This window comes from Achromobacter pulmonis (assembly GCF_021733725.1).
In the GTDB taxonomy this organism is placed as follows: domain Bacteria; phylum Pseudomonadota; class Gammaproteobacteria; order Burkholderiales; family Burkholderiaceae_B; genus Achromobacter; species Achromobacter pulmonis.
The window spans coordinates 1,701,600-1,722,451 of the sequence record NZ_JAIFOT010000001.1 but is presented as its reverse complement, the minus strand read 5'-3'; the positions used below and the strand labels follow the sequence as shown (position 1 = coordinate 1,722,451).

At 68.7% G+C, this 20,852-nt stretch carries 18 protein-coding genes; 4 read left to right on the top strand and 14 right to left on the bottom strand.

Features of this window, described 5'->3' with window-relative positions; genetic code table 11:
* Nucleotides 1-73: 73 nt before the first annotated feature.
* From K2W61_RS07950 to K2W61_RS07915, 8 genes are all read right to left on the bottom strand, one after another.
* A complete protein-coding gene (locus K2W61_RS07950) occupies nucleotides 74-1,306 on the bottom strand; it encodes an MFS transporter (RefSeq protein ID WP_175134280.1) in 1,233 nt (410 codons plus the stop codon).
* Nucleotides 1,307-1,431: 125 nt separating this feature from the next.
* A complete protein-coding gene (locus K2W61_RS07945) occupies nucleotides 1,432-3,450 on the bottom strand; it encodes an acetyl/propionyl/methylcrotonyl-CoA carboxylase subunit alpha (protein ID WP_175141830.1) in 2,019 nt (672 codons plus the stop codon).
* Between the two features lie 54 nt (nucleotides 3,451-3,504).
* The gene (locus K2W61_RS07940; RefSeq protein ID WP_175134278.1) at nucleotides 3,505-5,112 is read right to left on the bottom strand and encodes a carboxyl transferase domain-containing protein; all 1,608 of its coding nucleotides are present in this window, start codon (nucleotides 5,110-5,112) and stop codon (nucleotides 3,505-3,507) included.
* Between the two features lie 232 nt (nucleotides 5,113-5,344).
* Complete coding sequence (locus tag K2W61_RS07935) at nucleotides 5,345-6,526, bottom strand: acetyl-CoA C-acetyltransferase (RefSeq protein ID WP_175141832.1); 1,182 nt, start codon at nucleotides 6,524-6,526, stop codon at nucleotides 5,345-5,347.
* Between the two features lie 33 nt (nucleotides 6,527-6,559).
* Complete coding sequence (aceK, locus tag K2W61_RS07930) at nucleotides 6,560-8,425, bottom strand: bifunctional isocitrate dehydrogenase kinase/phosphatase (protein WP_175134276.1); 1,866 nt, start codon at nucleotides 8,423-8,425, stop codon at nucleotides 6,560-6,562.
* Between the two features lie 11 nt (nucleotides 8,426-8,436).
* Entirely contained in the window at nucleotides 8,437-9,615 is a 1,179-nt protein-coding gene (locus K2W61_RS07925) for an isovaleryl-CoA dehydrogenase (RefSeq protein ID WP_175134275.1), read from the bottom strand.
* A 446-nt stretch (nucleotides 9,616-10,061) separates the two neighbouring features.
* Nucleotides 10,062-10,394 (bottom strand): YnfA family protein, encoded by a 333-nt coding sequence (locus K2W61_RS07920; protein ID WP_175134274.1) that lies wholly within the window; start codon nucleotides 10,392-10,394, stop codon nucleotides 10,062-10,064.
* 9 nt (nucleotides 10,395-10,403) lie between these two features.
* Nucleotides 10,404-10,787: a MerR family transcriptional regulator gene (locus tag K2W61_RS07915; protein ID WP_175134273.1), complete on the bottom strand. Its 384-nt coding sequence runs from the start codon at nucleotides 10,785-10,787 to the stop codon at nucleotides 10,404-10,406.
* A gap of 73 nt (nucleotides 10,788-10,860) precedes the next feature.
* On the opposite strand from K2W61_RS07915, the gene K2W61_RS07910 reads away from it, so the two are divergent.
* Nucleotides 10,861-11,928, top strand: coding sequence for an MBL fold metallo-hydrolase (locus K2W61_RS07910; protein ID WP_175141833.1), 1,068 nt, complete (start codon nucleotides 10,861-10,863; stop codon nucleotides 11,926-11,928).
* A 7-nt stretch (nucleotides 11,929-11,935) separates the two neighbouring features.
* Here K2W61_RS07910 and K2W61_RS07905 read toward each other — a convergent pair whose 3' ends face one another.
* On the bottom strand, nucleotides 11,936-12,562 hold the full coding sequence (locus K2W61_RS07905) for a LysE family translocator (protein ID WP_175134271.1): 627 nt from the start codon (nucleotides 12,560-12,562) through the stop codon (nucleotides 11,936-11,938).
* Nucleotides 12,563-12,639: 77 nt separating this feature from the next.
* Here K2W61_RS07905 and K2W61_RS07900 point away from each other — a divergent pair, with 77 nt between their 5' ends.
* Together K2W61_RS07900 and metC are read left to right on the top strand one after the other, a co-directional pair.
* Nucleotides 12,640-13,338, top strand: a complete 699-nt coding sequence (locus tag K2W61_RS07900) for a nitroreductase (protein WP_236755379.1) — start codon at nucleotides 12,640-12,642, stop codon at nucleotides 13,336-13,338.
* Nucleotides 13,339-13,424: 86 nt separating this feature from the next.
* Nucleotides 13,425-14,621, top strand: a complete 1,197-nt coding sequence (metC, locus tag K2W61_RS07895) for a cystathionine beta-lyase (RefSeq protein WP_236755377.1) — start codon at nucleotides 13,425-13,427, stop codon at nucleotides 14,619-14,621.
* A 25-nt stretch (nucleotides 14,622-14,646) separates the two neighbouring features.
* Here metC and K2W61_RS07890 read toward each other — a convergent pair whose 3' ends face one another.
* From K2W61_RS07890 to argS, 5 genes are all read right to left on the bottom strand, one after another.
* Nucleotides 14,647-15,606, bottom strand: a complete 960-nt coding sequence (locus K2W61_RS07890; RefSeq protein ID WP_236755375.1) for an alpha/beta hydrolase — start codon at nucleotides 15,604-15,606, stop codon at nucleotides 14,647-14,649.
* Nucleotides 15,585-16,796 (bottom strand): ABC transporter substrate-binding protein, encoded by a 1,212-nt coding sequence (locus tag K2W61_RS07885; protein WP_175134267.1) that lies wholly within the window; start codon nucleotides 16,794-16,796, stop codon nucleotides 15,585-15,587. The genes K2W61_RS07890 and K2W61_RS07885 overlap by 22 nt, the downstream gene beginning before the upstream one ends.
* A 193-nt stretch (nucleotides 16,797-16,989) precedes the next feature.
* Complete coding sequence (locus tag K2W61_RS07880; RefSeq protein WP_175134266.1) at nucleotides 16,990-17,622, bottom strand: thiol:disulfide interchange protein DsbA/DsbL; 633 nt, start codon at nucleotides 17,620-17,622, stop codon at nucleotides 16,990-16,992.
* 85 nt (nucleotides 17,623-17,707) lie between these two features.
* The gene (locus tag K2W61_RS07875) at nucleotides 17,708-18,397 is read right to left on the bottom strand and encodes an SPOR domain-containing protein (protein ID WP_175134265.1); all 690 of its coding nucleotides are present in this window, start codon (nucleotides 18,395-18,397) and stop codon (nucleotides 17,708-17,710) included.
* A gap of 9 nt (nucleotides 18,398-18,406) precedes the next feature.
* Nucleotides 18,407-20,107, bottom strand: a complete 1,701-nt coding sequence (gene argS / locus K2W61_RS07870) for an arginine--tRNA ligase (protein ID WP_175134264.1) — start codon at nucleotides 20,105-20,107, stop codon at nucleotides 18,407-18,409.
* A gap of 335 nt (nucleotides 20,108-20,442) precedes the next feature.
* On the opposite strand from argS, the gene K2W61_RS07865 reads away from it, so the two are divergent.
* The gene (locus K2W61_RS07865; protein WP_175134263.1) at nucleotides 20,443-20,787 is read left to right on the top strand and encodes a DUF1840 domain-containing protein; all 345 of its coding nucleotides are present in this window, start codon (nucleotides 20,443-20,445) and stop codon (nucleotides 20,785-20,787) included.
* Nucleotides 20,788-20,852 lie beyond the last annotated feature (65 nt).

Here is a 20,852-nt window from a genome sequence, read left to right as displayed (position 1 = left end):
GCAGGGGTAAAGTTGCGTTGCAACAAAATTTCGCCCAGCAACAATTGCGGTTTGCCGGGGGATGCGGCCGGGGTCAGGCCGGCTCGGTTTCGGGATGCAGCGAACGCAGCTTGCGCAGCTCCGGGAACCAGCGCATCCACAACCCCGCCACCGCGATGGTGCCGACGCCGCCGATCACCACCGCCGGCACCGCGCCGAACAGCGCCGCCATCACGCCGGACTCGAATTCCCCCAGCTGGTTCGAGGCGCCGACGAACAGCGTGTTGACCGCGCTGACGCGGCCCAGCATGTGGTCGGGGGTGTTGAGCTGCACCAGCGACGAGCGCACCACCACGCTGATGGCATCGGCCGCGCCCAGCACCACCAGCGCGCCTACCGACAGCGGGATCGAGGTGGATAAGCCGAACACCGTGGTGGCCAGGCCGAACAGGATCAGCGCGCCGAACAGCAGGCGGCCGACGTGCTCGCCCAGGCTCAGGCGCGCCAGCGTCAGCGACATCAGCATGGCGCCGCAGGCCGGCGCGGCGCGCAGCGCGCCCAGCGCCCAGGGGCCGGCGTGCAGGATGTCCTTGGCGAAGATCGGCAGCAGCGCGGTGGCCCCGCCCAGCAGCACCGCGAACAGGTCCAGCGACAGGGTGCCCAGCAGGATGCGGCGCTGGAAGATGAAGGTGATGCCGGCGAACAGCGTGCGCCAGGTCGTGGGTTCCCTGCGCGGGAGGGCGCGCTCGATCGACATGCTGGCGATGCAGGCAAAGCCGCACAGGTACAGCGCCGCCGCCACGCAATAGATCCAGCCGGCCCCCAGCCCGTAGCCGACGCCGCCCAGCGCCGGGCCGGCGATCTGGGCGATCTGGCCGCCGGACGAGGACAGCGCGGTGGCGCGCGGCAGCCATTCACGCGGCACGATGGCCGGAATCAGGGTGGTCAGCGTGGGCGCCTCGAAAGCGCGGGCCGCGCTCATGATGATGAGGGTGGCGTAGATCAGCGTCTTGCCGCCGACGCCATGCAGCGCGGCGACGGCCAGCAGCAGCGTGGCCAGCGCTTCGATCGCCATGCAGACGGCGACGATCTTGCGGCGGTCGTAGCGGTCGGCGACGTGGCCCACCACCAGCGTCAGCGCCGCCATCGGCAGGAACTGCGCCAGGCCGATCAGGCCCAGGTCGAGCGCGCTGCCCGACAGCGCGTAGATCTGCCAGCCCACCGCCACCGAGACGATCTGGAAGGCCAGCGAGGCGCCGATGCGCGCGAACAGGAAGTGCAGGAAGGCGGCACGGTGAAGCGGACTGGGCGAGTCGGGGGCGGGCATCGGGGCGGAACGCGCGGCAGGCGCGCGGATGGCGCCGGAATGCGCATTCTATAAACAGCCGGCTGACGCCAAACTAAAGCGCCCGCCGGCCGTGGGGTCTTGCGCGCCGCCCGGGGCGGCCGGCTTCAGGCGCCGATCGCCACCAGTTCGGCGCCTTCGGCCACCTGATCGCCGACCGCGTAGAACAGTTCCTCGACCTTGCCGTCGGCCGGCGCCGAGATGGTGTGCTCCATCTTCATGGCCTCCATCACCAGCAGCGGCTGGCCCTTGGTGACGCCGTCGCCGGCCTTGACGGCGATGGAGATGATCTTGCCCGGCATGGGCGCGGTCAGGCCGCCGCCGTGGTCGCCCTGGGTGTCCTGGGCGTGCGCCAGCGGGTCGTACAGGTCCAGCACGCGCGCGCCGCCGTCGCCGAAGACGTGCGCCTTGTCGGCATGCAGCACCACGGTGCCGGCGCGCTCGCGGCCGTCCAGGGTGATGCGCAGCACGCGCGCCGGGCCGTGCTTGTCTTCGGCGCGCCAGGCGAAGGGCTGGGCGCCGTTGCCGCTGTCCAGTGTCCAGTCGGCGCCCTGGCGCGCGACGGTGACGTGGCGCGTCTCGCCGTTGTCGATCCATTGCAGTTGGCGTTGGTAGCGGCCGCCGAGGCGCCAGCCGTCGCGCGCGGCCCACGGATCGGCCGGGGCGGCGGCGGCATGCGGCGCCGATTGCGCCTGGCCCTGGCTGGCCAGCACGGCGGCCGTGGCCAGCGCCAGCGTGGCGGCGTCGGCCGGCGCCGGCTCGGGCAGCAGGGTCGCGCGCTGGCGTTCGATCAGGCCGGTGTCGAGGTCCGCGGCGGCGAAAGCGCTGTCGCGCATCAGGCGCGCCAGGAAGGCGACGTTGGTCTGCACTCCCACCGCCTGGGTCTGCGCCAGCGCCTGCAGCATGCGGGCGCGGGCCTGGTCGCGGTCGGCCCCGTGCACGATCAGTTTGGCGATCATCGGGTCGTAGAACGGCGTGATGGTGTCGCCCGTGCGTACTCCGCCATCGACACGGATGTCGCCGTTGGCGAAGGCGACGTGGGCCGGCAGGCCCAGGTAGGCCAGCGTACCGATGGACGGCAGGAAGCCCTTCTCGGGGTTCTCGGCGTAGATGCGGGCCTCGATGGCGTGGCCGTGGATGCGCAGGTCTTCCTGGCGCGCCGGCAGCGGCTGGCCGGCGGCCACGCGCAGCTGCCATTCGACCAGGTCGTGGCCGGTAATCATCTCGGTGACCGGGTGCTCGACCTGCAGGCGCGTGTTCATTTCCATGAAGTAGAAGCGGCCGTCGGGTTCGGCGATGAATTCCACCGTGCCGGCGCCCACGTACCCCACGGCGCGCGCCGCGGCCACCGCCGCCTCGCCCATGGCGCGGCGGCGTTCCTCGGTCATGCCGGGGGCGGGCGCTTCCTCGATCACCTTCTGGTGGCGGCGCTGCACCGAGCAGTCGCGCTCGAACAGGTAGACGCAGTTGCCGTGGGAGTCGGCGAACACCTGGATCTCGATGTGGCGGGGCTTCTGCAGGTAGCGTTCGATCAGCACGCGCTCATCGCCGAAGCTGGAGGCGGCTTCGCGCTGGCACGAGGCCAGCGCGTCCAGGAAGGCGCCGGACGATTCGACCACGCGCATGCCCTTGCCGCCGCCGCCGGCGCTGGCCTTGATCAGCACCGGGTAGCCGATGGCGTCGGCCTGTTCCTTGAGGAATTGCGGGTCCTGGTTGTCGCCGTGGTAGCCGGGCACCAGCGGCACGCCGGCTTTTTCCATCAGCGACTTGGCGGCGGACTTGCTGCCCATGGCGGCGATGGCCGAGGCAGGCGGGCCGACGAAGGCGATGCCGGCCTGTTCGGCGGCTTCGGCGAAGGCTTCGTTTTCCGACAGGAAGCCGTAGCCGGGGTGGATGGCGCCGGCGCCGGTATCGCGCGCGGCCTGCAGGATGGCGTCGGCGCGCAGATAGCTGGCGCGCGGCTCGGCGCCGCCGATGTGCACGGCGAGATCGCAGGCGGCGACGTGGCGGGCGTTGGCGTCGGCGTCGGAATAGACGGCGACGGTGCGGATGCCCAGGCGGCGGGCGGTGGCGGCGACGCGGCAGGCGATTTCGCCGCGGTTGGCAATCAGCAGGGTATCGAACATGGCGTTATCCAGACTGGGATGATTCGTGGGCCGAAATGGAGCGCGCAGCGCGCTCTACATCCGGAAGACGCCGAAGCGCGTGTCTTCGATCGGCGCATTCAGCGCCGCCGACAGCGCCAGCCCCAGCACGCGGCGCGTGTCGGCCGGCGCGATGATGCCGTCGTCCCACAGCCGCGCGGTGGCGTAGTACGGATGGCCCTCGCGTTCGTACTGCTCGCGGATCGGCGCCTTGAAGGCGTCTTCCTCGGCCGCCGACCACTGGCCGCCGCGCGCCTCGATGCCGTCGCGCTTGACCGTGGCCAGCACGCTGGCGGCCTGCTCGCCGCCCATGACCGAGATGCGCGCATTCGGCCACATGAACAGCAGGCGCGGGGAATAGGCGCGGCCGCACATGCCATAGTTGCCGGCGCCGAACGAGCCGCCGATCAGCACGGTGAACTTGGGCACGTTGGCGGTGGCCACCGCGGTGACCATCTTGGCGCCGTGGCGCGCGATGCCTTCGTTTTCGTACTTGCGGCCGACCATGAAGCCGGTGATGTTCTGCAGGAACACCAGCGGGATCTTGCGCTGCGCGCACAGCTCGATGAAGTGCGCGCCCTTCTGCGCCGATTCCGAGAACAGGATGCCGTTGTTGGCGACGATGCCCACCGGCATGCCGTGGATGTGGGCAAAGCCGGTCACCAGCGTCGGGCCGAAGCGCGCCTTGAATTCGTCGAACTCGGAGCCGTCGACGATGCGGGCGATGACCTCGCGCACGTCATACGGCTTGCGCGTGTCGGCGGGGATGATGCCGTTCAGTTCGGCCGGGTCGTAGCGCGGCTCGCGCACCGGCACGGTGGCCAGCGGCGCGGGTTTCTTGCGGTTCAGGCGCGCCACGGCGCCGCGCGCCAGTTGCAGCGCGTGCATGTCGTTGGCGGCCAGGTGGTCGGCCACGCCCGACAGGCGCGTGTGCACGTCGCCGCCGCCCAGGTCCTCGGCGCTGACTTCCTCGCCAGTGGCGGCCTTCACCAGCGGCGGGCCGCCCAGGAAGATGGTGCCCTGGTTCTTGACGATGATGGACTCGTCGCTCATGGCGGGCACGTAGGCGCCGCCGGCAGTGCACGAGCCCATCACCACCGCGATCTGCGCGATGCCCTGCGCCGACATCTGCGCCTGGTTGTAGAAGATGCGGCCGAAGTGGTCGCGGTCGGGAAAGACCTCGTCCTGCTGCGGCAGGTTGGCGCCGCCGGAGTCGACCAGGTAGACGCACGGCAGCCGGTTCTGCGCCGCGATCTCCTGCGCCCGCAGGTGCTTCTTGACCGTCATCGGGTAGTAGGTGCCGCCCTTGACGGTGGCGTCGTTGCAGACGATCACGCATTCGGTGCCGGCGATGCGGCCGATGCCGGTGATGACGCCCGCGCCCGGCGCATCGCCGTCGTACATGCCGTGCGCCGCCATCGGCGACAGCTCCAGAAACGGGGAACCCGGATCAATCAGTTGCTCGACGCGGTCGCGCGGCAGCAGCTTGCCGCGCGCCACGTGCTTGGCGCGCGAGGATTCGCTGCCGCCCAGCGCGGTCTGCGCCAGTTGCCGGCTCAGGTCGTCCAGCTGCGCCTGCATGGCGCGCGCGTTGTCGGTGTAGTCCTGCGACCGCGGATTGATGCGGGATTCGATGATGGGCATGGGGTACCACCCGTCCTGCTGATTGGGATGTTGAAGGCGCTCGGGGTCGAGCGGTTTGTCTCGCTGCCCGCTGAACCGGGCATTCTTGTCATTGATGCGGGTTTTCGATCCGGATTTCGTTGCGCCTTTCCGGCAAGGCCCGCGACCGACCCGTCGCGTACTTCGCCAAACCAGAAAGGCGCAGCGGAATCCGACGCGGGAAGCGGGCAAGGCCCGCTTCCCGCATACAGCCTTAGATCATCTCGATCGCCATGGCCACGGCTTCGCCGCCGCCGATGCACAGCGTGGCCACGCCGCGCTTGCCGCCGGTCTTGCGCAGCGCGCCGATCAGCGTGGTCATCAGGCGCGCGCCGGAGGCGCCGATCGGGTGGCCCAGGGCGGTGGCGCCGCCGTGGATGTTGACCTTGTCATGCGGCAGCTTGAAGTCGGCCATGGCGGCCATGGTGACCACCGCGAAGGCTTCGTTGATCTCGTACAGGTCCACGTCCTCGGCCTTCCAGCCGGTCTTGGCGAACAGGTTCTTGAGCGCGCCGACCGGCGCGGTGGTGAACCAGCTCGGTTCCTGCGAATGCTGGCTGTGCGCCACGATGCGGGCCAGCGGCTTGACGCCGAGCTTCTCGGCGGTGGACGCGCGCATCAGCACCATGGCGGCGGCGCCGTCGGAGATCGACGACGAGTTGGCGGCGGTGACGGTGCCGTCCTTCTTGAACGCCGGCTTGAGGGTGGGGATCTTTTCCGGCATGGCCTTGGTGGGGGCCTCGTCGATGTCGACCACGGTGTCGCCCTTGCGGCCGGCCACCGTGACCGGGGTGATTTCCCACTTGAAGCTGCCATCTTCGGTGGCGGCGCGGGCGCGGCGCAGCGATTCCAGCGAGAACGCGTCCTGCTGTTCGCGGGTGAACGAATACTTGGCGGCGCAATCCTCGGCGAACACGCCCATGGCCTTGCCCTTGTCGTAGGCGTCTTCCAGGCCGTCCAGGGCCATGTGGTCATAGATGGTGCTGTGGCCGTAGCGGTAGCCCTGGCGGCCCTTGAGCATCAGGTAGGGGGCGTTGCTCATGCTTTCCTGGCCGCCGGCGACGATGACGTTGGCCGACCCCGCGGCCAGCAGGTCATGGCCGAACATGGCGGCCTTCAGGCCCGAGCCGCACACCTTGTGGATGGTGGTGCACGCCACGCCCAGCGGCAGGCCGGCGCCGAGCGCGGCCTGGCGCGCCGGGGCCTGGCCCTGGCCGGCCTGCAGCACGTTGCCCATGATGACTTCTTCGATCTGCTCCGGCTTGAGGCCGGCGCGTTCGACGGCCGCCTTGATGGCGACCGAGCCCAGTTCGTGCGCGGCCAGGCCGGACAGGCTGCCGAGCATGCCGCCCATGGGCGTGCGGGCGACGGAAACGATAACGATGGGATCTGACATGACTAGCTCCTGTGAGGATCGGGACAGCGTCTTTTACGAGGCCGCGGCGGCAATGGCCGGGCGCAGGCGCCTGTCTGTATCGTAAGGGAAAAATTCTTCAATTCGGCCTTGCGCCACCTGGTCGCGACAGGCCTGCCACCATTCCGGTTCCAGCAGGTCGGCATGGTGGCGCAGGAAGGCGGCGCGCACGCGCGCATCGCCCAGCAGGAAACGGCCGAATTCCTCGGGGAAGACGTCGTTGGGCCCGACGGCGTACCAGGGTTCCGACGCCATTTCGGCTTCTTCATTGGGGGCCGGCGGGATCCGTCTGAAATTCATTTCGGTCATGCGCTGGATTTCGTCGTAGTCGTAGAACACCACCCGGCCCAGCCGCGTCACGCCGAAGTTCTTGTAGAGCATGTCGCCCGGGAAGATGTTGGCCGTGGCCAGTTGGCGGATGGCATCGCCGTACTCGCGCACGGCCGGTTCCAGCAGCGCGTCGGGCGCCTGGCTCAGGTACAGGTTCAGCGGCGTCATGCGCCGTTCGATGTAGACGTGGCGGATGACCACCGTGTCCCCGGTTTCCTCGATCAGGCTCGGCACCAGGCGCCGCAGTTCCGCCAGCAATGGCGGCGCGAACCGGGCGCGCGGCAGCGCCACCTGCGAATACTCCCAGGTATCGGCCATGCGGCCGACGCGGTCGTGCAGCTTGACCATCTGGTACTTGCGCCGCACCGTGGCGTGGTCCATGCCGTCTTTGTCGATATGGTCCTTGATCAGCTTGAACACATAGGGGTAGGACGGCAGCGTGAACACGCACATCACCATGCCCTTGATCCCCGGCGCGATGTCGAAGGCGTCGCGCGAATGCGCCAGGTGGTGCAGGAAGTCGCGGTAGAACAGCGTCTTGCCCTGCTTCTGCAGGCCGATCATGGTGTACAGCTCGGCCTTGGGCTTGCGCGGCAACAGGCTGGCCAGGAAGTTGACCACCGCGGCCGGCGTTTCCATGTCCACCAGGAAATACGCCCGCGTGAAGCTGAACAGCGTGCTCAGGTCGTCGGCGCCCAGCAGCAGCGCATCGAGCCGCACCTGTCCGGCCGGATTGCGCATCAGCGCCACGGCAAAGGGGTAGACGGTGCCCTGGTTGATCAGGCGGCCGACGATGTAGGCGCCCTTGTTGCGAAAGAACAGCGAACCCAGCGCATGCACCTGGCAGTCGCTGGCGATGCGCCGGCCGACGTGGCGCGGCAGCTGCTGGCGCAGTTGCCGGACCGCGGCGCGCGCCAGCAGGCGGGTATCGCGCGGCAGGTCTTCGAACGGCAGCGCCAGGCCGAAATCGGCCACCATGCGGATCAGGCTCTTGTGCAGGCCTTCGGTCACCGGGTAGTAGACGCGGTACGACGGCACGCGGCTGTCCAGGTAGTCGGTGGCCACGGCCGGCCGCACGAACAGGAAGTCGTTGTGGAAATAATCGCGGTGCAGCAGCCGGCACGACACCGAATTGAAGAAGGTCTCGGCGCATTCCGGCTGGCGGTGTTCGGCCAGCAGGCCCACGAATTCCTGCTTGATCTGCTGCCAGTAGGCGGTCTGGGTTGCGGTCAGCGCGGGGCTGGCCGCGCCGTTGCCGCCCTCGGCGCCGGGAACGCCGACAGCGCCCTCGGGCCGGCCGCGCAGCACGCCTTCGAGCTGGCTGGCGCATTCGCGCACGCGCATGTCGTAATACTCGATGCGTTCGCGCGACAGGTGCTGGATGCCGTGCCAGTCGCCGGATTCGAACAGCGCCTTGGCACGCTGCGCGCTGTAGCGGAACAGGGCGTAGTGGCGGTCGAAGCCGGCCAGGATGCGGCGCGCGACGTCCAGCGGCGAGGGGCCCTGGACGGGCGCCTGCTCGATATGCTGGACGTCGGACGTGCGGATCATGGCCAGGCCGCTCAGAGGGTCTCGGCGAATAGTTCGCGGCCGATCAGCATGCGGCGGATCTCGCTGGTGCCGGCGCCGATTTCATACAGCTTGGCATCGCGCCACAGGCGGCCCACCGGGTACTCGTTGATGTAGCCGTTGCCGCCCAGGATCTGCACGCCTTCGCCGGCCATCCAGGTGGCCTTCTCGGCGGTGTAGAGGATCAGCGCGGCGCAGTCCTTGCGCACCTGGCGCACGTGTTCGGCGCCGAGGCGGTCGAGGTTCTTGCCGACCTGGTAGCAGAAGGCGCGGCTGGCCTGCAGCGTGGTGTACAGGTCGGCCACTTTGCCCTGGATCAGCTGGAATTCGCCGATGGCCTGGCCGAACTGCTTGCGGTCGTGGATGTACGGCACCACCACGTCCATGACGGCCTGCATGATGCCGACCGGGCCGCCGGACAGCACGGCGCGTTCGTAGTCCAGGCCGCTCATCAGCACCTTGACGCCGCCGTTGACCTGACCCAGCACGTTTTCCTCGGGGATCTCGCAATCCTGGAACACCAGTTCACCGGTGTGGCTGCCGCGCATGCCGAGCTTGTCCAGCTTTTGCGCCACCGAGAAACCCTTGAAGCTCTTTTCCACCAGGAAGGCGGTGATGCCGCGCTGGTGCGCCTCGGGGTCGGTCTTGGCGTAGACCACCAGGGTGTCGGCGTCGGGGCCGTTGGTGATCCACATCTTGGTGCCGTTGAGCACGTAGCGGTCGCCCTTCTTGTCGGCGCGCAGCTTCATGCTGACCACGTCCGAGCCGGCGCCCGGTTCGCTCATGGCCAGCGCGCCCACGTGCTCGCCGGAGATCAGCTTGGGCAGGTACTTGGCCTTCTGCGCCGGGGTGCCGTTGCGGTTGATCTGGTTGACGCACAGGTTGGAGTGCGCGCCATAGGACAGGCCGATGGACGCGCTGGCGCGGGAGATTTCCTCCATCGCCACCATGTGGGCCAGGTAGCCCATGTTGGCGCCGCCATATTCTTCGCTGGCCGTCATGCCCAGCACGCCCAGGTCGCCGAACTTGCGCCACAGGTCCATGGGGAACTGGTCGCTGCGGTCGACTTCGGCGGCGCGCGGCGCGATCTCGGCCTGCGCGAAAGTGCGCACGGCGTCGCGCAGCATGTCCAGGTCTTCGCCCAGATCGAAGTTCAGGCCAGGAAGGTTCATCGCTGTCTCCGTGATAGTAGGTGCTTACATTCTTATGGGCGCAAGGAGCCGCGCCGGATCTTGCCGCGTGGCCCATGATGCGCCGATCGGCGATGGCTACGCAATGATGCAGCGCAAATATTACGTTTACGTAAACGTAAATAAGAGTCGGGTTTTCCCTAGGCAAATGTTTGCGCCCCGGGGAATGGCCGTGGGTACGATGCCCTCCCGGTCCTTGACACTTGAGATGCGGGACGGAGTAAGGGGTGTCCGACCTGGCCAATCTCGACGATATTGTGGCGCTGCGGCGCGGCCTGCATGCCCCTCCCGAGCTCTGCTAAGAAGAGCACCGCGCCGGCACAAGGGGGGGTAGCCGACGCGCTGCGCGGCGAGGGCGGGCCGGTTGCGCCAGGCGAATCGGGCGGGGTGCCGGGAGGGGCGTCTCCCGGTTATCCGCGGCAACGGCGTCAGGCGGCTTTAGGCCCGAACATGATCACCAGCATCCCCGCCAGGCACAGCCCCATGCCGACATAGTCGCTGACGCTGGGCCGCACGCCATCGACGGCCCACAGCCACAGCAAGGCCATGCCGATGTACACGCCGCCATAGGCCGCGTACACGCGCCCGGACGCCGTCGGATGCAGCGTCAACAGCCAGGCAAACAGCGCCAGGCTGACGGCGGCCGGCGCCAGCAGCCAGATGGAATGGCCGCGGCGCAGCCACAGGTACGGCAGATAGCAGCCGACGATCTCGGCCAGCGCGGTCAGGACGAACAGCGCAAGCGTTTGCAGCATGGCCATGGAACGGCCTCAGGACTGCTGCGCCGCCAGCAGCTCGCGGCACTGGCGTTCCTGCACGGCGATCTCCTGCAGCGTATCTTCGATGTCGCGGCGCTGCTGTTCCAGCGTGGCGCGGTGCTGGGCCAGCACCGCCAGATACTGGCGCAACTGCACCTCGGTGTCGCCGGGGCCGTCGTACATGTCGATCAGCGTCAGGATCTCCGACAACTGCAGCCCCAGGCGCTTGCCGCGCAGGGCCAGCTTCAGGCGCGTGCGGTCGCGCGGCCCGAAGATGCGGTTGCGGCCCTCGCGCGCCGGGCTCACGATCCCCTGGTCTTCATAGAAGCGGATCGTGCGGGGCGTGACGTCGAACTCGCGGGCGAGCTCGGAGATGGTCCAGGTTGACGGGGACATGCGACGTGTGGCAGTTTACGTAAACGTAAATTATGATGACTTGACGCGATCGTCAAGCGTGGAGAGCGAGGCAATGAACCCCAACGAACAGAAGCTGCAGTATCCCTTCGCTGATTTCCAGCCCGAAGCCGGCCGCGCCCATGAGGTGGCCGAGGGCGTGAAATGGATCCGCATGCCGCTGCCGTTCGCGCTGGATCATATCAATCTCTGGCTGTTGCGTGACCGCATCGACGGCCGCGACGGCTGGACCATCGTCGATTGCGGCATCTCGCGCGACGAGGTCAAGACGCTATGGGAGCAGGTGTTCGAGAACGAACTGGAAGGCCTGCCGGTGCTGCGCGTCATCGTCACCCACATGCACCCCGACCACATCGGCCTGGCCTACTGGCTGTGCGAACGCTGGGACGCGCGGCTGTGGATGACCATGACGGACTTCATGGTCGCATCGCTATGGTCGTCACGCCGCAACGATGCAGGCGCCGGCCCTGGCGGCCAGTCGGCCGTGGACCACTTTGCCCGCCACGGCTTGACCGACCCGGATGCGCAGGAACAGATCCGCCAGCGCGCCAACTATTTCCCCAACCTGGTGCCGGCGGTGCCCGCGCGTTACACGCGCATCATGCATGGCGACCCGGTGCGCATCGGCGCGCACGACTGGCGCGTCATCGTCGGCTACGGCCACGCGCCCGAGCACGCCTCGCTGCATTCACCCGACCTGGGCGTGCTGATTTCCGGTGACATGGTGCTGCCGCGCATCTCCACCAACGTCAGCGTGTTCGACTACGAACCCGACGCCAATCCGCTGCCGTTGTACCTGCGCTCGCTCGACCGCTACGCCGACGTGCCGCGCGACACCCTGGTGCTGCCGTCGCACGGCCGGCCGTTCAAGGGCCTGCACGAGCGCATCGCGCAACAGCACGAACACCACCGCGACCGCCTGGCCGAGGTGCTGGAGGCCTGTAAGGCCGGTCCGCAATCGACCTCGGACATCGTGCCGGTGCTGTTCAAGCGCAAGCTCGACCTGCATCAACTCACCTTCGCCATGGGCGAGGCGCTGGCGCATCTGCATGCGCTGTACTTCGAGGGCAAGCTGACGCGCAGCGAAGGCGCGGACGGCATCGTCCGCTTCAAGGCGGCCTGAGGCCGCTTCAGCGCGTGGCCGTCGCCAGCCGCACGGCCAGACCCACGAACACCAGCGCCGCGATCCGGTTGAGCCAGCGCTTGGCCGTGACCGAGCGCTGCAGCAGTTCGCCGAACGCGCCCGAGAAAAAGGCGATGGCGCCGAACACCAGCAGCGTGGCCAGCATGAACACCGCGCCCAGCTGCACCGTCTGCCAGCCCACCGGCCCGAGCTTGGGCGAGGTGAACTGCGGCAGGAAGGCGAAGAAAAACAGCAGCACCTTGGGATTGGTCAGGTTCATGACGATGCCGCGGCGATACAGGGCCGACGGCTTCAGCGGCTCGGGCCGGGGGCCGTCCTCGGCGTGCACCGGCGCCCGCAGGATCTGCCACGCCAGGTAGGCCAGATACGCCGCGCCGATCAGCTTGAGCAGCGTGAAGGCCAGCGGCGAGGCGGCGAACACCGCGGCCAGCCCCAGCGCCACGGCGGCCGTGTGGCCCAGCAGGCCGGTGCACAGCCCCAGCACCACGAACAGCCCGGCCTTGCGGCCCCAGATGGCCGATTGCATCAGCACGAACAGGTTGTCGGGCCCGGGTGTGAGGGCCAGCAATACGGCAATGCCGAAGAACGCGATCAGGGCGTCGAGAGGTAGCATGGGGTCTCGCCAGAGTCGGGCGGCGCCTTGCGCGCCGGCAATCAAGTGGCATCATACGAGGAAACCAAGGAGACACCATGCCCGCCGTACCGCAAGCGCCCGCCGCGCGCCCCGACGCCGCGCTCGAAGACTGGCTGCGCGCGCGTCACAGTTGCCGCGCCTTCCTGCCCGAGCCGGTGCCGCGCGCCACCATCGAACGCATCCTGACGCTGGCGCAGCGCACCGCGTCCTGGTGCAACTGCCAGCCGTGGCAGGTGACGGTGGTGTCGGGCGACGGCGCGCGGCGCCTGAGCCGGGCCCTGGTGCAACGCGCGGCGCAGGCCGGTTTCACCCCCGATTTCCCGTTCCCGCGCGAGTACCAGGGCGACTACCTGGCACGGCGTCGCGAATCCGGCTTCCAGCTGTACGGCGCGGTGGGCGTGGCGCGCGGCGACCGCGAGGCCTACCGCCGCCAGGAGCTGCGCAACTTCCAGTTGTTCGACGCGCCGCACGTGGCCATCATCACCACGGACGAAGCGCTGGGCGAATACGGCGCCATCGATTGCGGCGGCTATGTCGCCAATTTCCTGCTGGCGGCGCAGGCCAACGGCGTAGCCACGGTGGCCCAGGCCTCGCTGGCGATGTATCCCGAAGTGCTGCGCGAGCAGCTGGGCATCGGCGCCGAGCGCCGCGTGGTCTGCGCGATCTCGTTCGGCCATGCCGATCGTGCGCATCCGGCCAACAGCTACCGCACCAGCCGCGCCGGCCTGGACGCGGCGGTGCGCTGGATCGACTGACACCGGACCTGCCTGGGGCGCGACATTCCCGCGCGTTCCTGCTACGGTTCCGATTCCCGACAATACGCAAGCATTGGCTCCAGAAGATGGCTATCCCCAAACACATCGATACGGTTTTGCAGCACGCGGGCACCGCCCCGTTCAACCCCGAGACCGGCACGGCGCCGGTGCCGCTGCCGCCGATGCGGGCCAGCACGGTGCGCTTCGAGAACCTGGCGGCATTGGAAAAGGCCCAGCGCACCAAGGCCGCCGGCGGCCGCGCCACCACTTATGGCCGCATGGGCATGGACACGCACGCCGCGCTGGAGCAGGTGTTCGCGCAGCTCGAAGGCGGCACCCATGCCTACCTGGCATCGTCAGGCATGGCGGCGATGACAATGGTGATGCTGGCGCTGTGCTCGGCCGGCGACCATGCCCTGATCTCCGATTGCGTCTACGGCCCGATGCGCGAGCTTGACGACGCCGTGCTCAAGCGCATGAACATCTCGGTCACCTACTTCGCCGCCGGCGAGGACCTGGACGCGCTGGTGCAGCCCAACACCACGCTGCTGTACGTGGAATCGCCCGGCTCGCTGCTGTTCGAGATGCTCGACATGGGCGCCATGGCCGCCGTCGCGCAGCGCCACGGCCTGGTGCTGGCCACCGACAATACCTGGGGCTCGGGCTACATCTACCGGCCGCTGACGCTGGGCGCGCAGGTGTCGGTGATCGCCGGCACCAAGTACGTGGGCGGCCATTCCGACCTGATGCTGGGCGCGGTCGTCACCCATGACGAAGCCATCGCCAAGAAGCTGAACCGTACCCAGTACGCCATGGGCTACTCCATCAGTGCCGACGACGCCTGGCTGGCGTTGCGCGGCGTGCGCACCATGCCGATCCGCATGGCGCAGCATGCACGCCATGCGCTGCAAGTGTGCGAGTTCTTCAAGCACCGGCCCGAGACCGTGCGCCTGTTCCATCCGGCCTGGCCGGAAGATCCGGGCCATGCGCTGTGGCAGCGCGACTGCACCGGCTCGAACGGCATGCTGTCGGTCGAGCTGCGCCTGTCGCCAGCGGCCGCGCGCGTGTTCGTGGACGAACTGGAACTGTTCGGCATCGGTTTCTCGTGGGGCGGCTACGAAAGCCTGGTGCAGCTGGTGTCGCCCAAGGACCTGGCGCACCATCGCTATTGGGGCGAAGGCGAGAACGCACTGGTGCGCCTGCACATCGGCCTGGAGTCGCCGCAGGACATCATCGCGGACCTGACCCAGGCCTTGGAAAAGGCCGCGGCGGTCAAGGGCTGACGCAGGGCTCCCTGCCGGGCCGGCCTCAGGCGTTGGCGCGGATCCACGCGCCGATGCGCGCCGCGATATCGTCGCTGTTGTCGTCCATCATCGGCATATGCGAATTGCCGCGGATGCCCATGGCGGCCAGGCGCCAGCTGGTGACGCGGCCGCCGTGCGCCGCCAACTGGTCGGCGTAGGCCTGCCCGGCGGTGTCCAGCCTGGCCCACAGAGGCGTGGCGTCGAGATAATCGCCATAGACGAACAGGAACGGCTTGCCCGCCACGGCGGCCGGATCCACCGCCTGCGAGAACCCGGACGGCTCGATGCCGATGACCCCGCGCACCAGGTCCGGCCGCGCCTGCTGCGCGCGGTAGGCCACTTCGCCGCCATGGCTGTGGGCCAGCACCAGGCACGGCCCGATGCGTTCCAGCGCGGCGCACAAGCCCGCCAGCGCCGCGTCGTTGTTGCCCAGCCAGCGCGGCACGGCGTGGCGGATGAACTCATCGAAGGCCGCCAGCGGAAAGCGCAGCCCGTCGAAGGCGCGGCGTTGCGCATAGTCCTCGGCGCGGCCGAAGCGGAACAGCGACCAGCTTTCCTCGGCGTTGCGCACGATGGGCGCATCCGGCCAGATCTCCTCGAACGGCGTCCAGCCGGCGCGGCCGCGCTCGACGTTGTCGACCACGTAGACCGCGTGGCCCTGCCGCACGAAGTGCTGCAGCCAGCCGTGGCGGCCGTCCGGGGTCTGTTCCCACATCGCGCCGGTCATGCCGCCGCCGTGCAGCAGCACCAGCGGCAGCGGATGGCGGCGCGCGGCCGGAATGAAGTACTGCACGTAGGCCTGCTCGACGTGGTACAGCCCGTTGGGGTCGTACGAGAGCGAGGCGGTCTTGGTGAAGGCGATCTCGCGCACCGGGCGGCCGGCGATGCGCGCCTGCCGCCCGCCTGCGTAGAAGCTGCCGAAATCGGCCAGCGCCAGGGGGCCTACTTCTTGACCAGCGGGCATTGGCTTTCCGACAGGGGCCAGGCGAGCGAGTCGCCGGGAATGGTGCGCACCACGTTGTAGTAATCCCAGGGCGCCTTGGACTGGTCGGGGGACTTGACCTGCGCCAGCATCATGTCGCGCACCACCAGGCCGTCCGCGCGGATGTGCGCGTGCAGGCTGAAGGGGTCGTCGATCGGCATCGACTTCATCTTCGCCATCACCGCATCCGAATCGGTGGTGCCGGCCGCCTGCACCGCGCGCAGGTAGTGGCGCACCGAGCTGTAGACGCCGGCTTGCAGGAAGGTGGGCGGGCGGCCCAGGCGGGCTTCGAATTTCTTGCTGAAGGCGCGCGTGCCATCGTTCATGTCCCAGTAGGACGGCACCGTCAGGTACGTGTGCTGCGCCGCCTGCAATCCCAGGCTGTGCACGTCGGTCAGCAGCAACAGCATCGCCGCCAGCTTCTGTCCGGCGTTGGTGATGCCGAATTCGGCGGCCTGCTTGATCGCCGCGATCGTGTCGCCGCCGGCATTGGCGACCGCGATGATCTGCGCCTTGGAGGCCTGCGCCTGCAGCAGGAACGAGGCGAAATCCGAGGCGTTGAGCGGATGGAACACCGTGCCCACGACCTCGCCGCCGTTGGCCTTGACCACGGTTTCGGTATCGGCGGCCAGTTGCTTGCCGAAGGCGTAGTCGGACGCCAGGATGAACCAGCGCTTGTTGCCTTCCTTGACCACGGCGGTGGCCGTGCCGCGCGACAGCGCGTAGGTGGTGTAGGTCCATTGCACGCCATAGGGCGAGCATTGCGCCTGCGTCAGCGCGGTGGTGCCGGGGCTGGAGAACAGCACCAGCTTCTTCTTTTCGCGCGCGATGCCCTGGACCGCCAGGGCCACCGACGAATTGGGCACGTCCACCACCACGTCGACGCCGTCGGTGTCGTACCACTTGCGCACCATGCTGCTGCCGATGTCGGGCCGGTGCTGGTGGTCGCCGGATACCAGCGACACGGGTTTGCCGAGCACGCTGCCGCCCAGTTCCTCGATCGCCAGGCGGGCGGCCTCGACCGAGCCGCGCCCGGTGGCGTCGGCGGTGACGCCGGCCATGTCCGTGAGGACGCCGATCTTGACGCCGTCGGCGTCATTGGCATGCGCGGCCATGCCGGCCAGGGCCAGGCTCACGCCCAGCGCCATGCGGCGCAGGAATTGCTGTCTCATCTTCCACCCCTTGTAGGCCGCGCGTGGCGGCGAATAATTATTGGAGGAAGTGTAGCGCGCGCTGTCCGCTTTGCCGCCTGCGCGCGCCCTGGGGAAGACCCCATGAAAAACACCCCAGAGGCGGGATCCGTATCCACGCTCTGGGGTGCGTTCCGGCGTCGCGCGCGACGCCTCGATGCCGGGTCTGGCGCGATTATTTACCGCGGGCCATGGGGATCAGCTGGTTCACTTCCTTCAGGGCGCCTTCGTAGCTGTTGCCGGCCATGACGGGCGAGGTCATGAACTTGCCGCCGACGGCGAACGACGGCGTGCCGTCGATGCGGTAGGCGTCGGCCAACTGGTTGGCGCGCTGCACCTGGGTCTGCACGCTGAACGACTCGAACACCGAGTCGAACTTGGCGCGGTCCACGCCTTGCGCGGCGGCCCATTCACCCATGGCCTTCTTGTCGATCAGGCGCTTGTGTTCGCCGTGGATGGCGGTGAAGACCTTGGCGTGCAGGTCGGGGCGATCCAGGGCCATCAGGGTGTAGTACAGCTGTTGCAGCGGCCGCATGCCGGCGTTGAAGGCGATCGGCACCTGCTTGAGCACGACATCGTCGGGCTTGGTCTTGGCCCAGTCCTCGACCATGGGTTCCATGGCGGCGCAGTGCGGGCAGGTGTAGGCGAAGAATTCCAGAACCTCGATCTTGCCCGGGGTATCCGACGGCAGCGGCGGATTGATCGGCACGTAGGCCTGGGCGCCCTGGGCGTGGCTGACCGGGCTGAAGAACGCGGTGGCGGTCAGCGCGGTGGCTGCCAGGATGCGGATGAGCTTGGAGGACAGCATGATGGAATGAGGTTCCTGAACAAAGAGGTTACAGACAGGGCCAGGCCCGGTTTAGTTCAATCAAGACCATGATGCGGGCGCCGTGTTACTGGCGCACCACCGCCGTTTCAATCTTGTTCTCGCCCAGCCGGCCACGGGCGCGGTTCATGTCGTCCAGGCGCGCGAACGGGCCGACGCGGACGCGATTGATCGGCTTGCCGTTGACCTCGGCCTTCTGCACCGCCACCGGCAGTCCCAGCAGGATGATGCGGGCCTTGAGCGACTCGGCATCGTCCTGGCCTCGGAACGCGCCGGCCTGCAGGTAGTAGTTGCCGTTGGCCGAGGCCGCTGGCGCCTTGGCGGCGGGGGCCGGGGCCGCCTTGGCGATAGGCGTGGGCGGCGCGCTGGCGGCCGGCGCCGCGGCGGGCGCGTTGCTGGTGCTTGGCAGGGTGGCGATCAGCGCGCCCAGGTCGTCGGACTTGCGCGACGGCTCGGCGCCGCCACCCGCGCCCGGCAGCGGTACGGGGGCCGTGGCGGTGGGGCCGGTGGGCGAGGAGCCCGCCGCGCCGTCGCGGCCGTACAGCCCGGCGTTGGGATCCGGCGCCTGGCGTGGATCCGGCAGCTTGCCCGCATCGCCTTGCCGGGAGGCACGGTCGACGAAGGGCACAGGTGCCTTGGTGACGTAGAACGCCACGACGGCGGCGACGATCAAGCCGAGGAGCAATCCGGCCAGCGCCCCGTACAGGGTGCTGCCGCTTTCGCCCGACCGGCGGGTGGTTTTGCGCTTGGTGGCCATGACCCGATGTTACATCCGCTCGGGCGCGGACACGCCCAACAGCGCCAGGCCGTTGGCCAGCACCTGGCGCGTGGTCGCGGCCAGGCGCAGGCGCGCCAGCTTGAGCGCGGGGTCGTCGACCAGCACGCGCTCGGCGTTGTACCAGCCGTGGAAATCCGCGGCGCAGTCGCGCAGCCAGAAGGCAATGTGGTGCGGGGCCAGTTCCTGGGCGGCCAGCGCCACCACGTGGGGGAACTCGGCCAGGCGCTGCATCAGCGCGAATTCGCTCGGCGCGGTCAGCAGGGACGCGTCGGCCGCGGCCACGTCGGCCGCCGGCATGCCGGCGTTATTGATCACCGAGCAGATGCGCGCGTGGGCGTACTGGATGTAATAGACCGGGTTTTCGTCGCTCTTGGACAGCGCCAGGTCGACGTCGAACACGAATTCGGTGTCGGCGCGGCGCTGGATCAGGAAATAGCGCACCGCATCGCGGCCGACCCAGTCGATCAGGTCGCGCATGGTGACGTAGCTGCCGGCGCGCTTGGAGATCTTGACCTCCTGGCCGCCGCGCATCACCTTGACCATCTTGTGCAGCACGTAGGCCGGGTAGTCCTTGGGAATGCCCTCTCCCAGCGCCTGCAGGCCGGCGCGCACGCGCGCCACGGTGCCGTGGTGGTCGCTGCCCTGGATGTTCACGGCGCGGTGGAAACCGCGTTCCCACTTGGCCTTGTGGTAGGCCACGTCCGGCACGAAATAGGTGTAGCCGCCCTCGCTCTTGCGCATGACGCGGTCTTTGTCGTCGCCGGTGCCCAGCTCGGTGGTGCGCAGCCACAGCGCGCCGCCTTCCTCGTAGGTGTGGCCGCCGGCGATCAGCGCCTTGACGGTCGCTTCCACGCGGCCCGAGGTGTACAGCGAGCTTTCCAGGTAGTAGTTGTCGAACTTCAGCCCGAACGCCTGCAGGTCCAGGTCCTGCTCGCGGCGCAGGTAGGCCACGGCGAAGGCGCGGATGTCTTCCAGGCTGTCGATGTTGCCAGTGGCGGTGACGGGTTCGCCGTCAGAGGCCTGCAGGGTCTTGCCGGCCTGGAAATCGCGGGCGATGTCCAGGATGTAGTCGCCCTTGTAGCCGTCGGCGGGCCAGTCGGGCGAATCGGTGTCCAGGCCGCGGGCGCGCGCCTGCACGCTGATGGCCAGGTTCTCGATCTGGTTGCCGGCGTCGTTGTAGTAGAACTCGCGCGTCACGTCCCAGCCGATGGCGTCGTACAGGCGGCACAGGGCGTCGCCCAGGGCGGCCTGGCGCGCGTGGCCGACGTGCAGCGGGCCGGTGGGGTTGGCGGACACGAATTCCACCAGGATCTTCTCGCCGCTGCGGGGGGCGCGGCCGAAGGCCTCGCCCTGCTCGGCCACGGCGTTGATGACGGCCTGGCGGGCGGCGGCGGTGACGCGCAGGTTGATGAAACCGGGACCGGCGATTTCGGCGCTCTCGACCAGGTCGCGGGCGCCGGGCTGCGCCAGCAGCGCGTCGACGATGGCCTGGGCCAGTTCACGCGGGTTGCGCTTGGCCGGCTTGGCCAGTTGCATGGCCACGTTGGTGGCGACGTCGCCGTGGGAGGCGACCTTGGGGCGCTCCAGCAGCACGTTGGCTCGGGCCGTATCGGCCTGGGCGTCGGGCAGGCTCTGCGCGACGGCGGCCTGGATCAGGGAGATAAGCTGTTTTTGTTGCTCGGGGAGCATGGGCGTCTGGAGAAGTTCTGGGTGGGTGACGAGAGCGGCAGCGGGCGCGGCCGGGCCGCGGGCCCGCGCGGGCGACCCACCGGCGGCGCCGGGGGGTGGGATCGGCTGGCCGGCGCGCGTCGGGAAGCACAACCACCGCGCGGACGCCGGCTCTGGGCCGCCGCGGATCCTGCCGTCACGGGAATCTCCTGAATCATAGCTTGATTTGGCGGCCATCACCGGCCGGGCGCCCCGGGGCCGGGCCGCCGTGGGCGCGGCGGGCCAGGGGGCCAGTTGGCATCCCCTGGGCGTTGCGGTAGTGTATGGAAGGTATTCAATCCGTAGGAGACCGGAATATGCTGATTACATTTCATTCCAAGGTCGTGGCCGAAGTCCTGATGCTCACGGACCATGCCAGCGCCCTGCTGCAGGCGGCAGGCAAATCCTTCGGCGACAAGATCCCCGAGCGCGGCGTGTTCACCGTCGACCAGCTCGGCCCGGCCATCCAGGGAATCGAACGGGCCATCGAAGAGGCCCAGGGGCAGTCCGACGAGGACGAGGAAGACGTGGACAAGGCGCCGGTGGCGCCGATGGCGCGCGCGGTCGGCCTGAAGGAACGGGCCTTTCCGTTGCTGGACATGATGCGCCAGTCGCAGGCGGCCGGCGCCGAGGTCACTTGGGAGGTGTCGCGCGGCTGGTAGGCCAATGTCGCCGGACCGACAATCTGCCCGGCGTTTTTTGCCTACCCTTTGCGGCTACGTCACTT